Source organism: Salipiger sp. (assembly GCF_059781815.1).
Genome location: NZ_JBYNAH010000127.1, coordinates 1 through 14,384, shown reverse-complemented (window position 1 = coordinate 14,384; position 14,384 = coordinate 1). Strand labels below are relative to the sequence as shown.

The window sequence follows — 14,384 nt, the reverse complement described above, 5'->3', positions numbered from 1 at the left end:
GGCCCACATCGGCATCGGTGGTGTTGCGCCAGAACTGCCAGAACTCGTAGGGCGAGCGCATGTCGGCGTTGAGCCAGATCGCGCCTTCCGCGGTCTTGCCCATCTTCTTGCCGTCCGAGGTGGTCAGCAGCGGCGAGGTCAGGCCGAAGATCTGCTTGTCGATCACCCGGCGCGTCAGGTCAATGCCGTTGACGATGTTGCCCCACTGGTCGCTGCCGCCGAACTGCACCAGGCAGCCGTAGCGCCGGTTGAGCTCGAGGAAGTCATAGGCCTGCAGGATCATGTAGTTGAACTCGAGGAAGCTCAGCGACTGCTCGCGGTCGAGGCGGGATTTGACAGACTCAAACGACAGCATCCGGTTGACCGAGAAATGCCGGCCGATGTCGCGCAGGAACTCGAGGTAGTTAAGCCCGTCGAGCCACTCGGCGTTGTTGAGCATCAGGGCAGGGGCCTCGGCGCGGTCGTAATCGAGGTATTTCGCGAAGACCTGCTTGATGCCGGCGATGTTGTCGTCGATCTGCTCGGGCGTCAGAAGCGGGCGCTCGTCGGCGCGGAAAGAGGGGTCGCCCACCTTGGTGGTGCCGCCGCCCATCAGGGTGATCGGCTGGTGGCCGGTCTTCTGCAGCCAGCGCAGCATCATGATCTGGATCAGCGAGCCCACATGCAGCGACTTCGCGGTCGCGTCGAAGCCGATATAGCCCGGCACCACGCCCTTGGTCAGCGCCTCGTCGAGGCCCTGGTAATCGGTGCAGTCGGCAAGAAAGCCGCGCTCGATCATGACGCGCATGAAGTCCGATTTGGGATGGTAGGTCATGGGGCTTCCCTCTTATAGTCCGCGTGTTCCTATAAGGGCGGGGCGAGCAGAGTTGAAGGACAAGTTGAAGGCGGCGCCGGTCTGGGCGCTTGGGGCGATGTCGGGGACATCGCTCGACGGGGTCGACGCGGCCCTGGTGCAGACGGACGGACGGCAGATCCTGTCCTTCGGAAAGACCGGCTACCGCGCGTATTCAGCCGAAGAGCGCGCCGTGCTGCGCGCCGCGTTGGGGCGCTGGCCGGGCGAGGATCTGGCGGCGGCGGGCGAGGTGGTGCAGCGCGCCCATGCCGAGCTGCTGGCGGAGTTTCCGCAGGCGGAACTGGTGGGGTTTCACGGCCAGACGCTGGCACATGAGCCGCGCGGGCGGGGGACGCACCAGCTCGGCGATGGCGATGCGTTGGCCGAGGCGCTGGGGCGCGACGTGGTGTGGGATTTCCGCTCGGCGGACGTGGCGCTTGGCGGCGAGGGCGCGCCGCTGGCGCCGTTCTTCCACTTCGCCTGCGCGCAGCGGATCGGCGCGACCGCGCCGGTGGCCTTTCTCAATCTCGGCGGCGTCGGCAACCTGACATGGGTCGATCCCACCCGTTCTGGGCCCGAGATGCCGGGGGCGCTGCTGGCGTTCGATACCGGGCCGGCCAATGCGCCGCTCAACGATCTGGTGGCCGAGCGCCTTGGCTGGGACTGCGACCGCGACGGCGGGCTGGCGGCGCAGGGCGAGGTGGTGGACGGCGCACTCGAGCTCTTCCTTGACGAGGCCTATTTCCGCAAGATGCCGCCCAAGTCTCTGGACCGCGACGATTTCTCACTGATGCTCGATCTCGTGCGAGAGCTTGGCGATGCGGATGCGGCCGCGACGATGACGGCAATGGCGGCGACCGCGGTGATGCTTGGGCTCGAGCACTGCCCGCGCGCGCCGGAGCGGCTCCTGGTGACGGGGGGCGGGCGCCACAACCCGGTGATGATGAAGATGCTGGCGGCGGGGATCGACTGCCCGGTCGAGCCGGTCGAGGCGGTGGGGCTGGACGGCGACATGCTGGAAGCACAGGCCTTCGCCTATCTCGCGGTGCGCGTGGCGCGCGGTCTGCCGACCTCGGCGCCGGGCACCACCGCCGTTGCGGCCCCGGTCAGCGGAGGTCGCATCAGCCGGGTGTGAAACGCGGCACGGACCTTGGGACACAGCGCTCGCGGCGCGGTCCGGCCTGCCTCCGGCGGGAGTATTTTTGACGAAGAGAAGACAGGGGCGCTGCGCTCATGGCTTCTTTGGTTCAAAAATACCTCGGGGGTGAATTGGCCGAGGGCCAAGAGGGGGCAGCGCCCCCTTCCGCCTCCGCCACGGGCGCCGCGGTCGTGGCAAGCGCGGGCGCATGCCCCCTTGACGCGGCACGCGGCGCAAAATAGCGCGGGGGCCATGGCACAGGCACCGCTTCTCCAGCTCTCCGACATCTCGCTGACCTTCGGGGGCGAGCCCGTCTTCGCAAATCTCTCGCTCATCGTGCAGCCCGGCGACCGGGTCGCGCTCGTGGGCCGCAACGGCTCGGGCAAGTCCACGCTCATGAAAGTCATGGCGGGCCTCGTCGAGCCCGACACAGGCGCCCGCGTGGTGCCCGCCGGCAGCTCGGTGGGCTACATGGAGCAGGAGCCGGATCTTTCCGGCTTCGAGACCCTAGGCGACTACGCCGCGCAGGGGCTCGGCCCGGCGGAGATGTATCTTGTGGAGGCCGCGGGCGAGGGGCTCGGCTTCGACCCCGAGCGCCCGGTGGCCACCGCCTCGGGCGGCGAGCGGCGGCGCGCCGCGCTGGCGCGGCTGATGGCGCAGGATCCCGACGTGATGCTGCTGGACGAGCCGACCAACCACCTCGACATCGCCGCCATCCAGTGGCTCGAGTCGGAGCTCAAGCGCACCCGCAAGGCCTTTGTCCTGATCAGCCACGACCGCCGCTTCCTCGAGGAGCTGACCCGCGCCACCCTGTGGATCGACCGCGGCGCGGTGCGGCGGCAGGAGCAGGGCTTCAAGGCCTTCGAGGACTGGCGCGACAAGATCTGGGCCGAGGAGGACGAGGCCCGTCACAAGCTCGACCGCAAGATCAAGGCCGAGGCCAAGTGGGCGGTCGAGGGCATCTCGGCCCGGCGCACCCGCAACCAAGGCCGGGTGCGGGCGCTCAAGGCGTTGCGCCAGGAGCGCTCCAGCATGATCCGCCGTCAAGGCACCGCCGCGATGGAGCTGGCCTCGGCGCCGGTCTCGGGCAAGAAGGTGATCGAGGCCGACGGGCTCAGCAAGACCTTCGGCGACAAGACCATCGTGAAGAATTTTTCGCTCACCGTGCAGCGCGGCGACCGGGTCGCCTTCGTCGGGCCCAACGGCACCGGCAAGACCACGCTGATCCGCATGCTGACTGGCGAGATCGAGCCCGATGCGGGTCGCGTCAAGCTCGGCACCAATCTCGAGATCGCGCTTTTCGACCAGACCCGCTCGCAGCTCGATCCCGAGATGAGCCTCTGGGAGAGCCTGACCGGCGACAAGGAGATGCGGGTCTCGGGCAAGGCCGACCAGGTGCTGGTGCGCGGCCAGCCCAAGCACGTGGTGGGCTATCTCAAGGAGTTCCTCTTCGACGAGCGCCAAGCGCGGGCCAAGGTCGGCTCGCTCTCGGGCGGCGAGAAGGCGCGGCTGCTGCTCGCCAAGCTGATGGCGAAGGAATCGAACCTGCTGGTGATGGACGAGCCGACCAACGATCTCGATGTCGAGACGCTGGACCTGCTGCAGGATCTCTTGGGCGAGTATGACGGCACCGTGCTGATCGTCAGCCACGACCGCGATTTCCTCGACCGCATCGCCACCACCACCGTGGCGATGGAGGGCGGCGGGCAGGCCGTCGTCTATGCCGGCGGCTGGAGCGATTACCGCGCGCAGCGCGCCGAGACGGCCCCCGCGCCCGCCGAGAAGGCCGCGAAGCCCGCGAGGGAGGCGCGCGAGGCGCCGAAGCCCAAGCCGCAGCAGGCGGGGCTGAGCTTCACCGAGAAGCACCGGCTCGAAGAGCTGCCGGGTGTGATCGCGCGGCTCGAGGCCGAGATCGGCAAGCTCGAGCAGCTGCTCGCCGATCCTGAGCTCTTCACCCGCGAGCCGGTGAAGTTCCGCAAGGCCACCGAGGCGCTGACCGAGCGGCAGGACAAGCTCTCGGCGGCGGAAGAGGAATGGCTCATGCTCGAGGAAAAGGCCGAGGCCGCGGGCTGATCCGCGCGCCTCGGGGCGCGGGCTCGGGACTCAGTCCTTGCTCAGGTCGAAGCGGCGCTCGGCGAGGCTCATGAACAGCACGGTGAACAGGATCCGCACCACGTGGTGCAGGCTGACCAGCGCCGGGTTGGCGGCGAGGCTCAGCGCGATCACCGACATCTCGGTGACCCCGCCGGGCGCGTAGGAAACCATGAGCTGCAGGAAAGGCAGGCCGGTGGCGAGGCTGAGCCCGGCGGCGAAGCCCGCGCCGAGGATCAGCATCCACAGCACCGAGATCACGCTCAGCCCGGCGCAGCGCCGCAGCATGGCGCCGGTCATGCCGGAGAACCGCAGCCCCAGCGAGCAGCCCACCACCACCTGCGCCACCGCGATCAGCCAGAACGGCAGGTGCAGATCGACCGCGCCGGTGAGCGTCACCGCGCCGGTGAGCAGCATCGGCCCGGTGATCTGGCCGGCGGGCAGGCGGATGACGCGCGCGATGCCGAGCCCGGCGGCGGCGGCGATCACGATGAACAGCAGCGCCAGCGGCGTGACCGGCTCGGGGGCGCTCGGGGTGAGGCCCGCGGCGCTGCCCACCGGGTGGCCGAGCCAGAGCGACAGCGCCAGCGGCACGCAGGTGATGACGATGATGATGCGCAGGAATTGCTGAGCGGTGAGCACCGGCAGCTCGGCGCCCGAGCGCTCGCCCATCACCAGGCTCTCCATCAGCCCGCCGGGCATGCCGGCGAAATAGGCGGTGGCCTTGGTGTAGCCGCCGAGCCGGCGGAAGATCAGGTAATTGCCGAAATGCGCCAGCACCACGAAGACCGCCAGCGCTGAGAGCGTCAGGATCAGGTCGCCGGCCTCGCGCAGCAGGTCGGGCTGCACCTGCGTGCCGATCATCACCCCGATCAGCCCGATGAAACCGGTGCGAAAGCGCATCGGGAAGCGGTAGTCGCGCAGGAGCCCGTCCTGGAACAGCGCCACCGCCAGCGCCGCGCTGGCAAGGCTGCCCAGCATGAAGGGCATCGGCAGGCGCAGTATTTGCGCCAGCAGGCCGCCAAGCCCGCCGAGCGCCAGCAGCGCGGCGGTGAGAGCGATCATGCGGAGGGTAAGGGTGGTGCCAAGCATGGCGCGACCTAACCCCGATCGCGAGGAAGTTGCAACGCGAGGCGGGGCTTGCGCTTTTCGCCGGCGTCGATCCGTCCTAGATCTCGGCCCATGCAGCGCGCGCTCTTCATCGGCTCCGAGATCTACCGTGGTTCGAAATACGGCACCCGTCACCCGCTCTCCATCGAGCGGGTGCCCGCCGCCACCGATCTGGCGGCCTCTCTGGGCCTGTTGCCGCGCGCGCTCTACCGCACCAGCCCGCGGGCCAAGCCAGAGGCGCTGACGGCCTTCCACACGCCCGATTACATCGCTGCGCTGCAGACGGCGGAGGAGGCCGGCGCGGTGAGCGACGAGACCCGCGCGCGCTATGGGCTCGGCACGCTGTCGAACCCGGTCTTTCCCGAGATGTACCGCCGCCCCGCCACGGCGGTGGGCGGCGGGCTTCTGGCGGCGGAGATGGTGATGTCGGGCGCGGTGCGGGCGGTGCACAATGCCGGCGGCGGCACCCATCACGCGCTGGCCGGGCAGGCGGCGGGGTTCTGCTTTCTCAACGAGCCGGTGCTGACCATCCTGCACCTGCAGCGGCTGGGAGCGCGTCGGGTGGTCTATGTCGATATCGACGCCCATCACGGCGACGGGGTGGAGTTCGCCTTCCACGGCACCGAGAACGTGCGGGTGATCTCGGTGCACGAGGACCGGCGCTGGCCCTTCACCGGGGCGCTGGCCGACGAGGCCGGCGGCGCGGCCTTCAACCTGCCGGTGCCGCGCGGCTTCAACGACACCGAGTTTGTCTATGTTCTGGACGAGATGATCCTGCCGGCGGTCGAGAGCTTCCGGCCCGACGCGGTGTTCCTGCAATGCGGCGCGGATGCGCTGACCGAAGACCCGTTGTCGCGGCTGGAGCTGTCGAACAATAGCCATGTCCGCGCCGTGCGGGCGCTTTACGAGCTGGCGCCGAAGCTCATCACCTCGGGCGGTGGAGGCTACAACCCGTGGAGCGTGGCGCGCTGCTGGGCCGGGGTCTGGGCGACGCTCTCGGGGCAGGAGTTGCCCGATGAGCTTACGCCGGAGGCGCAAGAGCTGCTCGCCGGGCTCACATGGTCGCGCAAGGGGCGGCCGGGGCCGGAGCTGCTCACCACCCTGCGCGATGCGCCGCGTGAGGGGCCGATTCGAGATGAGGTCCGCGTGGGGGTGGCTCATTTACGGCGCAGGCTCTGAGCCTCAGAGGTATTTCTCCGCCTCGCGCCGGGCAAAGGTCTTGAGCCTGTCGCCATGGGCCTCGAGGAAGGCCTTGGCGCGGGGGACATCGTGCTTCGAGAGATCGCGGATCCACCAGCCCACCGCCTTCTGGATGAACCAGTCGCGGTCGCCGGCATAATTCGCGGCCCAGCCCAGCACCCGGTCACGGATCGCCAGATCCGCCTCGGAGGGAAAGTTCATCTTGGCCCAGGGCAGGGTGATGACCAGCGCCGCACGGCGGGTCCACATATGCGGGCTTTCGGTCCAGCGCTCCACGGTCTCGATGCGCGATGGATCGGCGGTGAGGCGGCGTTGCCCGGCCATGCAGGCGTGATCGGCGATGGCCCAGCTGTCGAACTGGGGCACCCAGTCGCAGATCAGCCGCCACGCCGCGTCATCGGGGCGGATGCGCGCCAGCGCCACGCGCGCCTCGACCGGCAGGGTCTGGCGCCAGCCGCGGGTGATCTCGTTGAGCGCCGGGTTGGGCACGCCCAGATATGGGCGGTCGATCTTGTGATAGGCGCGCATGCCCTCGGCGCGGCCCGCCTCTGCATGGCTCTCGATCTCGGCGAGGGCGTCCTCAAGCGTCATGTGGCGTCGGCCTCTATTCCGGTGGGGCGACCGTCGAGGGTCTCGGCGTTCTTCTCGGCCCAGTAGGCGCGCAGCCCGTCATAGCCCTTGTCCTCGGCCCAGTGGCGGAGCGTGTCGCGCTCGCCGGCATAATCCATGAACGGCACCGCGTAGCCGCAGGAGCTTTGCACCATGTCGATCCTCACGTCGCAGATCTGCCGCGCGCCGGGGAGCTCGGGGAAGAGCTCGAGCATGGCGCTCCAATCGGGATCGCTGTGCTGGATCATCCGCGCGCTGCCGTAAGTGCGCAGGATCAGCGGGCGCTTCTCAAAGCCGCACCACATCAGCGTCAGGCGGGGCGTGTCGAGCAGGTGGCCCGCGGTCTCGTTGCCCGACCCGGTGAGGTTCAGGAAGGCGATGCGGTCCGGCCCCAGCACCCGCAGCGTGTCCATCCCCTTGGGGCTGATGTTGACCCGCCCGGTGGCCGCCGCCGATCCGGTGAAGAACATGTGCTGCGCCTCGATGAAGGCGATGTGGTCGGCGCCGAGCGCCTCGAATCGTTTTGCCATGAGAGAGCCCTCCGGTCTGCCGGGGCGCAGCGTACGCCTCCGGCAGCGGGGTGCCAGCGAAACCGGCAGGGTGCGGCGCTTACTCCACCGTCACCGATTTCGCGAGGTTGCGCGGCTGGTCCACGTCGGTGCCCTTGGCGACCGCCGCGTGATAGGCCAGCAGCTGCGCCGGCAGGGCGTAGAGCAGCGGCGCGAGGCGGTCGTCGACCGCCGGCAGGGTGATGACCTGCCACACACCCTCACCGGCCTCCGCCGCGCCGCGCGCATCGGTGACGAGGCAGATCTTGCCACCCCGCGCCATGACCTCCTGCATGTTCGACACGGTCTTGTCGAAGAGATCGTCATGCGGCGCCATGACGATCACCGGCACGGTCTTGTCGATCAGCGCGATGGGGCCGTGCTTGAGCTCGCCCGACGCGTAAGCTTCGGCGTGGATGTAGCTGATTTCCTTGAGCTTCAGTGCGCCCTCGTAGGCGATCGGGTACATCAGGCCACGGCCGAGGAAGAGCACGTCGCGGGCCTCGGCGATCTTCTGGGCCGCGGCTTCCATGGTATCGTCACGGTCGAGCGCGGCGTTGAACAGCCCCGGCAGCGCGCGCAGCTGCGCCAGCAGCTGGGTCTTGTCCTCGGCGCTCATATGGCCGCGCTCGCAGGCCGCCTTGATGGCCAGCAGGAGCAGCACGTTGAGCTGGCAGGTGAAGGCCTTGGTCGAGGCCACGCCGATCTCGACCCCGGCATGGATCGGCAGCGCCAGATCGCTCTCGCGGGCGATCGAGCTGGTCTCGACATTGACCACGGAAACGATCCGGTCGGCCTTCTCCTTGCAGTAGCGCAGCGCCGCCAGCGTGTCGGCGGTCTCGCCCGACTGGCTGACGAAAAGCGCCACCGTGCCGGGGACAACCGGCGGCTCGCGATAGCGGAACTCGGAGGCGACATCGACCTCGACGGGCAGGCGGGCGAGCTTTTCGAACCAGTATTTCGCCGTCAGGCAGGCGTAGTAGGCGGTGCCGCAGGCGACCATGACCAGCCGGTCGATCTTGGCGAAATCCAGCGTCGCGCCGGGGATGTCGATCTCGTCGCCATCGAGATAGGCGGTCAGCGCGTCGGCCAGAACCGTCGGCTGCTCGGCGATCTCCTTGGCCATGAAGTGCTTGTAGCCGGCCTTGTCGACGCGGGCGGCATCCATGCGGATCTTGCGCGCCTCGCGGTTCACGAGACGGTTGTCCATGTCGCGGATCTCGGCGCCCTCGCGGGTGATCACCGCCCAGTCGCCTTCCTCGAGATAGGTGATTGTGTCGGTCATCGGCGCAAGCGCGATGGCATCCGAGCCGATGAACATCTCGCCCTCGCCATGGCCGATGGCCAATGGGGAGCCCTTGCGGGCGGCGATCATCAGGTCTTCCTCGCCGTCGAACAGGAAGGCCAGCGCAAACGCGCCCTCGAGCCGGCCCAGCGTGGCGCGGGCGGCCTCGACCGGGGTCTTGCCCTGCTCGAGATAGTGGCAGACCAGCATCGACACGGTTTCGGTGTCGGTGTCGGTCTCGGGATGGCGGCCCTCGGCAGCCAGCGCGGCGCGCAGCTCGCGGAAATTCTCGATGATGCCGTTATGCACGACCGCGACGGGGCCGGATTTGTGCGGGTGGGCGTTCTTCTCGTTGGGCTCGCCATGGGTCGCCCAGCGGGTGTGGCCGATGCCGGCCTTGCCGGGCAGCGGCTCGTGCACCAGCCGGTCGCTGAGATTGACCAGCTTGCCCACCGCGCGGCGGCGGTCGAGCTTGCCCTCGTTGACGGTGGCGATGCCAGCGCTGTCATAGCCGCGATATTCGAGCCGCCTCAGGGCTTCTACGAGGATCGGAGAGACCTCGTGCGTGCCCAGCACTCCGACGATTCCACACATGCCCGTTACCCCTTGTTCTGTTTTGCTTTCTTGGCCTTCAGCATGTCGAAGAGCCGGGTTGCGAAGCCCGGTTTCTCGACCTGCTTGGCCCGCCCCAGCGCCAGCGCGCCGGGGGCGACATCGTCGGTGATGACCGAGCCCGAGCCGGTCATCGCGCCATCGCCGATGGTGACGGGCGCGACCAGCATGGTGTCGGAGCCGATGAAGGCGTTGCGCCCGATGGTGGTGCGGTGCTTGAACACGCCGTCATAATTGCAGGTGATAGTGCCGGCGCCGATATTGCTGCCCTCGCCGATATCGGCATCGCCAAGATAGGTCAGGTGGTTGGCCTTGGCGCCCTCACCGAGATAGGCGTTCTTGATCTCGACGAAATTGCCCACATGGGTGTGCTCGGCCAGCTCGGCGCCGGGGCGCAGCCGTGCGAAGGGGCCGACGATGGCGCCACGGCTGACGTGGCAGCCCTCGAGATGGCTGAAGGCGCGGATGCGGGCGCCGCTCTCGATGGTGACGCCGGGGCCGAAGATCACGTTGGGCTCGATCTCGGCATCGCGGCCGATCACCGTGTCCCAGGCGAACCAGCAGGTCTCGGGGGCCTGGAGGGTGACGCCGTCGGCCATCAGCCGGGCGCGGATCGCCTGCTGGAAGGCCACCTCGGCACCGGCGAGCTCGGCGCGGGAGTTCACTCCCAGCGTCTCGGCCTCGGCGCAATGCACGACGCCGGCGGAAAGGCCGCGGGCGCGGGCGATCTCGACGATGTCGGGGAGGTAGTACTCGCCGGCGGCGTTGTCGTTCTTCACCTCCGCAAGCAGGCTTTGCAGCACCGTAGCATCGGCGGCAACAACGCCGGAATTGCAGAGGCTTATGGCGCGCTCTTCATCTGTCGCGTCCTTGAACTCGACGATCCGGATCAGGGCGTCGCCCTCGGTCACCAGCCGGCCGTAGCGGCCCGGATCGGCGGCCTCGAAGCCCAGCACCACCACGTCGTGCTCGGCGCGGGCGCGGGCCATCTCCTCGAGGGTCTCCTGGCTGATGAAGGGGGTGTCGCCGTAGAGCACGATGGCGTCGCCGTCGAAGCCCTCGAGCTCCGGTCCGGCCTGCCGCACCGCGTGGGCGGTGCCGAGCTGCTCGGACTGGATCACCACCCGCGCCTCGGGGTCGAATTCCTGCGCCGAGGCGGCCACCTGCTCGGCCTCGTGGCCGGCCACGACGATGCTGCGCTCGGGCTCGAGGCTCTGTCCGGCGCGCATGGCGTGCCACAGCATCGGCGCGTGGGCGATGCGGTGCAGCACCTTGGGCAGGTCGGACTCCATGCGGGTGCCCTTGCCCGCAGCAAGGATGATCAGGGCGATGCTCATGCCGGTTTCCCGTTTGTGTTCTGTTGTCTCCCGTTCTATCGGCTCATGGGGCAGGAGCAAGATCGCATCCATCACGATGAATGTCGTGATGTGACAACCGGAGGGGTTCCCATGCGCACGGTCATCTTCGATCTCGACGGCACGCTGGCCGACACAAGCGGCGACCTGATCGCCGCCGCCAACTGGTGTTTCTCCGAGATGGGTTTCGATGCGGGCTCGGTCGCGCGTCTCGACCCGGTGGGTGATGCGCATACCGCGTTTCGCGGTGCGCGGGCGATGCTGAAGCTGGGGCTTGAGCGGGCGGGCGCCTACGAGGCGGAGGTGGTGGAGCGCTGGTACCCGCAGCTGCTTGCCGCCTATGGCGCGGCGATCGACATTCACACGCAGCTCTACCCGGGCGCGGTCGAGGCGGTCGAGGGGCTGCGCACCGATGGCTGGCGGGTGGGGATCTGCACCAACAAGCCCGAGGGGCTGGCCGAGACGCTGCTGCAGCGGCTGGGGGTGCGTGACATGTTCGGAGCGCTGATCGGCGCCGACACGCTGCCGGTGCGCAAGCCCGACCCGCGGCCCTACACCGAGGTCGTGGCGCGGCTCGGCGGCGATGTGGATCGGAGCTGCCTGATCGGCGACACCGAGACCGACCGCAAGACCGCCGCCGCGGCGGGGGTGCCCTGCATTCTCGTGACCTTCGGCCCCGATGGCGAGTTGGTGCGCGATCTTGCCCCGGAGGGCCTTATCGGCCATTTCGACGAGCTGGCGGGCGAGGTCTCGCGGCTTATCGGCTGAGCTTTCCGACGCGCCGTGACAGCTGCGGGGGCGTGGCAAGGCGGCGCAGCGTTTTCAGGAGTATCAGCGCTTTCACACGGCGTCTCGCGCGTTTCAGCGCCGCCAGTTCGGCCAGCGCTGCCTGCTTTTCGAGCGCGTAGGCGCTCGGCCTGTCTGCGCTCTGGCGCAGCGGGAGCAATAGAACCTGCATTGCGGCTCTCCTTCTGATAATGAAAGACGTGCCTGTCCTGCTCCCAACGATACCGGGTGACGGGAGCCCCGTTCAGCCGCGATGTCCCGAAGGTGAGTTTCAGAAATGAAAGACGCGCCCAGCCTCGATGACGTGATGCTGTTCCTCGCCATCGCCGAGGCCGGGACGCTGGCCGGCGCCGCCGCGATCACCGGGGCGAGCCAGCCGACGCTGAGCCGCCGGATGGCGGAGTTCGAGCGCCAGATGGGGCTGCGCCTGTTCTTGCGCGGCGCGCAGCGCTACGGGCTGACCGCCGAGGGGCGCCAGCTGGCCGATGAGATGCGCGGGCTGCGTGGGCAGGCGGCACGGCTGGCGCGCTGGCAGGCGCGCGATGGCGCGGTGCGGGTGCGGATCACCGCCGGGCTCTGGACCTCGCGCTATCTCGGGCGGGGGCTGGCCCGGGTCTGGGCACCCGGCGCGCCATGGGTGCCGGAGTTCGCCGCCTCCAACGCCGATCTCGACATTGCCCGCCGCGCCGCCGATATCGGCATCCGCAATCGCCGCCCCGAGCAGCCCTGGCTGGCCGGGCGCCGCACCGTGCGGCTCGACTACGCGGTCTATGCGCGCGACGCGCAGGTGCAGGGCTATGTCACCTTGCCGCCGGGCGCCGCGACCACGCCCTCGGAGCGCTGGCTGCGCGAGACCCGCCCCGACGAGATCACCACCCACGCCTCGGACGCGCGCCTCGCGCTCGACCTGGCGCTCGGCGGCGTGGCGCGGGTGGTGATGCCGTGCTTTGCCGGCGACGTGGAGCCGGGGCTGGTGCGGGTTTCCGATCCGATCGCGGCGCTGAGCCACGATGAATGGCTGGTCTCGCATCACGAGGCCCGCCACGACCCGCCGGTGCGCGCCGCCCTCGATGCGCTCTACGCGCTGCTTTGCGCCCCCGACCGGCGCGGCCTTGGGGTGGAAGATGTTTCGCCCGAAAAATCTTGAGCCGCGGGGTGATTGACGTGGCGCCCGGCGGGGCGCAGAAAAGGCGCATGACAGAGCGCTTTACCGGAAGTTTCACCCAGCAGGAGCCGATCCCCGAGGATGGCATCGAGGCCGCGCTCGCGGTGCTCCGCCACGGCCGCCTGCACCGCTACAACACCGCGCCCGGCGAGCTCTCGGAAACCGCTTTGCTCGAGCAGGAGGTGGCGCAGCTCACCGGCGCCCGCTACGCGCTCGCCGTGGCCTCCGGCGGCTACGCGCTCGGCTGCGCGCTGCGCGCTGTGGGCGTCCAGCCCGGCGACAGCGTTCTGACCAATGCCTTCACCCTCGCGCCGGTCCCCGGCGCCATCGCCTCGGTCGGCGCGACACCGGTCTTTGTCGGCGTCACCGAGGATCTGGTCATCGATCTCGACGATCTCGCCGCCAAGCTCGGGCAGGCCCGCGTTCTGATGCTCAGCCACATGCGCGGGCACCTCTGCGACATGGACCGCCTGATGGCGCTTTGCGATGCGGCCGGCGTGACGGTGATCGAGGATTGCGCCCACACCATGGGGGCGGCGTGGAACGGCGTGCCCTCTGGCCGCCACGGCGCGGTGGGCTGCTACTCGACCCAGACCTACAAGCATGTGAATTCCGGCGAGGGCGGCTTCCTCGTCACCGAAGATGAAGAGATCGCCGCCCGCGCGGTGATCCTCTCGGGCTCCTACATGCTCTACGAGCGCCACCTCGCAGCCCCGGACCCGGAGGTCTTCGAGCGGGTGAAATACCACACGCCCAACGTCTCGGGCCGCATGGACAACCTGCGCGCCGCCATCCTGCGCCCGCAGCTGCGCGATCTGGAAGCGCAGGTGGCGCGCTGGAACGCGCGCTACCGCACGGTCGAGGACGGCTTGCGCGAGCTGCCGGGGCTGACCCTGATCGACCGCCCCGAGCCCGAGCGCTATGTCGGCTCCTCGATCCAGATGCTGCTGCTCGACTGGGCGGCGGAGGCGGTGCAGGAGGTGCTGCGCCGCTGCGCCGCGCGCGGGGTCGAGCTCAAGTGGTTCGGCGGCGCCGAGCCGGTGGCCTTCACCTCGCGCTACGACAGCTGGCGCTACGCCGAAAGCGCGCCCATGCCGCGCACCGACCGGGTGCTGGCGGGGCTGCTCGACATGCGCCTGCCGCTGACCTTCAGCCTTGAGGATTGCGCCCAGATCGCCCGCATCATCCGCGTCGAGGTCTCGGCGGTGCATCAGCAGGGCTGAGAGGCGGCATCAGACCTTTGGAGGAGGGCGGCGCGCGCCGCCCCGTGCCAGACTGCAAACGGGGGAGACAAACCGATGACCCAGACCGACAGCATTCCGGAAACCGCGCTGGCCTGGCACCGCGAGGGCAGGGGCGCCGTGCTCGCCACGGTGATCGAGACCTGGGGCTCGGCGCCGCGGCGCGTCGGCGCGCAGCTGGCGATCTCGGGGGCGGGCGAGATCGAGGGCTCGGTCTCGGGCGGCTGCGTCGAGGGCGCGGTGATCGTCGAGGCGCTTGAGGCGCTCGAGGAGGGCGCGGCGCGCGAGCTGGAATTCGGCGTCTCCGATGGCGATGCCTTTGCCGTGGGGCTGGCCTGCGGCGGCACAATCCGGGTGCTGGTCGAGCCGGTGGGCCGCGCGCTGCCCGAGGCGCTGCTGGCCGAGCTCTGCG

The 14,384-nt window shown here is 69.3% G+C and carries 14 protein-coding genes; 7 read left to right on the top strand and 7 right to left on the bottom strand.

The window, feature by feature from the left end; all coding sequences use genetic code 11:
- On the bottom strand, window positions 1-814 hold an 814-nt coding region (tyrS, locus tag AC6RA4_RS15175; RefSeq protein WP_500161688.1), incomplete at its 3' end, for a tyrosine--tRNA ligase.
- Window positions 815-911: 97 nt separating this feature from the next.
- On the opposite strand from tyrS, the gene AC6RA4_RS15170 reads away from it, so the two are divergent.
- Window positions 912-1,967 (top strand): anhydro-N-acetylmuramic acid kinase, encoded by a 1,056-nt coding sequence (locus tag AC6RA4_RS15170; protein WP_500161690.1) that lies wholly within the window; start codon window positions 912-914, stop codon window positions 1,965-1,967.
- 255 nt (window positions 1,968-2,222) lie between these two features.
- Window positions 2,223-4,043, top strand: a complete 1,821-nt coding sequence (locus tag AC6RA4_RS15165) for an ABC-F family ATP-binding cassette domain-containing protein (RefSeq protein WP_500161686.1) — start codon at window positions 2,223-2,225, stop codon at window positions 4,041-4,043.
- Between the two features lie 30 nt (window positions 4,044-4,073).
- On the opposite strand, the gene AC6RA4_RS15160 is transcribed toward AC6RA4_RS15165, so the two are convergent.
- Window positions 4,074-5,153 (bottom strand): AbrB family transcriptional regulator, encoded by a 1,080-nt coding sequence (locus tag AC6RA4_RS15160; RefSeq protein WP_500161684.1) that lies wholly within the window; start codon window positions 5,151-5,153, stop codon window positions 4,074-4,076.
- A 90-nt stretch (window positions 5,154-5,243) separates the two neighbouring features.
- Between AC6RA4_RS15160 and AC6RA4_RS15155 the strand changes: the two genes are divergently transcribed.
- Complete coding sequence (locus tag AC6RA4_RS15155; protein WP_500161682.1) at window positions 5,244-6,350, top strand: acetoin utilization protein AcuC; 1,107 nt, start codon at window positions 5,244-5,246, stop codon at window positions 6,348-6,350.
- 3 nt (window positions 6,351-6,353) lie between these two features.
- Here the strand turns inward: AC6RA4_RS15155 and AC6RA4_RS15150 are convergent, their stop codons facing one another.
- The 4 genes from AC6RA4_RS15150 to glmU form a co-directional block, all read right to left on the bottom strand.
- Window positions 6,354-6,962, bottom strand: a complete 609-nt coding sequence (locus AC6RA4_RS15150; protein ID WP_500161681.1) for a DNA alkylation repair protein — start codon at window positions 6,960-6,962, stop codon at window positions 6,354-6,356.
- Entirely contained in the window at window positions 6,959-7,510 is a 552-nt protein-coding gene (locus AC6RA4_RS15145) for a pyridoxamine 5'-phosphate oxidase family protein (protein WP_500161679.1), read from the bottom strand. Before AC6RA4_RS15145 ends, AC6RA4_RS15150 begins: the two co-directional genes overlap by 4 nt.
- Window positions 7,511-7,589: 79 nt before the next feature.
- Window positions 7,590-9,407: a glutamine--fructose-6-phosphate transaminase (isomerizing) gene (gene glmS, locus AC6RA4_RS15140; RefSeq protein WP_500161677.1), complete on the bottom strand. Its 1,818-nt coding sequence runs from the start codon at window positions 9,405-9,407 to the stop codon at window positions 7,590-7,592.
- Window positions 9,408-9,412: 5 nt separating this feature from the next.
- Window positions 9,413-10,762 carry a bifunctional UDP-N-acetylglucosamine diphosphorylase/glucosamine-1-phosphate N-acetyltransferase GlmU gene (glmU, locus tag AC6RA4_RS15135; protein ID WP_500161675.1) on the bottom strand — a complete coding sequence of 450 codons (1,350 nt, stop codon included), beginning with the start codon at window positions 10,760-10,762 and terminating at the stop codon, window positions 9,413-9,415.
- Between the two features lie 111 nt (window positions 10,763-10,873).
- Between glmU and AC6RA4_RS15130 the strand changes: the two genes are divergently transcribed.
- Window positions 10,874-11,548, top strand: a complete 675-nt coding sequence (locus tag AC6RA4_RS15130; RefSeq protein WP_500161673.1) for an HAD-IA family hydrolase — start codon at window positions 10,874-10,876, stop codon at window positions 11,546-11,548.
- Here the strand turns inward: AC6RA4_RS15130 and AC6RA4_RS15125 are convergent.
- Window positions 11,538-11,738 carry a hypothetical protein gene (locus AC6RA4_RS15125; RefSeq protein WP_500161671.1) on the bottom strand — a complete coding sequence of 67 codons (201 nt, stop codon included), beginning with the start codon at window positions 11,736-11,738 and terminating at the stop codon, window positions 11,538-11,540. The two genes, AC6RA4_RS15130 and AC6RA4_RS15125, sit on opposite strands and share 11 nt — an antisense overlap.
- A gap of 105 nt (window positions 11,739-11,843) precedes the next feature.
- On the opposite strand from AC6RA4_RS15125, the gene AC6RA4_RS15120 reads away from it, so the two are divergent.
- The 3 genes from AC6RA4_RS15120 to AC6RA4_RS15110 all read left to right on the top strand — a co-directional run.
- Window positions 11,844-12,713, top strand: a complete 870-nt coding sequence (locus AC6RA4_RS15120; RefSeq protein WP_500161669.1) for a LysR family transcriptional regulator — start codon at window positions 11,844-11,846, stop codon at window positions 12,711-12,713.
- Between the two features lie 47 nt (window positions 12,714-12,760).
- A complete protein-coding gene (locus AC6RA4_RS15115) occupies window positions 12,761-13,954 on the top strand; it encodes a DegT/DnrJ/EryC1/StrS family aminotransferase (protein ID WP_500161667.1) in 1,194 nt (397 codons plus the stop codon).
- A gap of 75 nt (window positions 13,955-14,029) precedes the next feature.
- Window positions 14,030-14,384, top strand: a 355-nt coding sequence (locus tag AC6RA4_RS15110; RefSeq protein WP_500161665.1) for an XdhC family protein, incomplete at its 3' end; no start/stop codon positions are given.

Bases quoted from the DNA above. Each gene is read 5' to 3' on its own strand.
- AC6RA4_RS15170 (WP_500161690.1), top strand. From the start codon at position 912: ATGTCGGGGACATCGCTCGACGGGGTCGACGCGGCCCTGGTGCAGACG.
- AC6RA4_RS15165 (WP_500161686.1), top strand. From the start codon at position 2,223: ATGGCACAGGCACCGCTTCTCCAGCTCTCCGACATCTCGCTGACCTTC.
- AC6RA4_RS15160 (WP_500161684.1), bottom strand. From the start codon at position 5,153: ATGCTTGGCACCACCCTTACCCTCCGCATGATCGCTCTCACCGCCGCG.
- AC6RA4_RS15155 (WP_500161682.1), top strand. From the start codon at position 5,244: ATGCAGCGCGCGCTCTTCATCGGCTCCGAGATCTACCGTGGTTCGAAA.
- AC6RA4_RS15150 (WP_500161681.1), bottom strand. From the start codon at position 6,962: ATGACGCTTGAGGACGCCCTCGCCGAGATCGAGAGCCATGCAGAGGCG.
- AC6RA4_RS15145 (WP_500161679.1), bottom strand. From the start codon at position 7,510: ATGGCAAAACGATTCGAGGCGCTCGGCGCCGACCACATCGCCTTCATC.
- glmS (WP_500161677.1), bottom strand. From the start codon at position 9,407: ATGTGTGGAATCGTCGGAGTGCTGGGCACGCACGAGGTCTCTCCGATC.
- glmU (WP_500161675.1), bottom strand. From the start codon at position 10,762: ATGAGCATCGCCCTGATCATCCTTGCTGCGGGCAAGGGCACCCGCATG.
- AC6RA4_RS15130 (WP_500161673.1), top strand. From the start codon at position 10,874: ATGCGCACGGTCATCTTCGATCTCGACGGCACGCTGGCCGACACAAGC.
- AC6RA4_RS15125 (WP_500161671.1), bottom strand. From the start codon at position 11,738: ATGCAGGTTCTATTGCTCCCGCTGCGCCAGAGCGCAGACAGGCCGAGC.
- AC6RA4_RS15120 (WP_500161669.1), top strand. From the start codon at position 11,844: ATGAAAGACGCGCCCAGCCTCGATGACGTGATGCTGTTCCTCGCCATC.
- AC6RA4_RS15115 (WP_500161667.1), top strand. From the start codon at position 12,761: ATGACAGAGCGCTTTACCGGAAGTTTCACCCAGCAGGAGCCGATCCCC.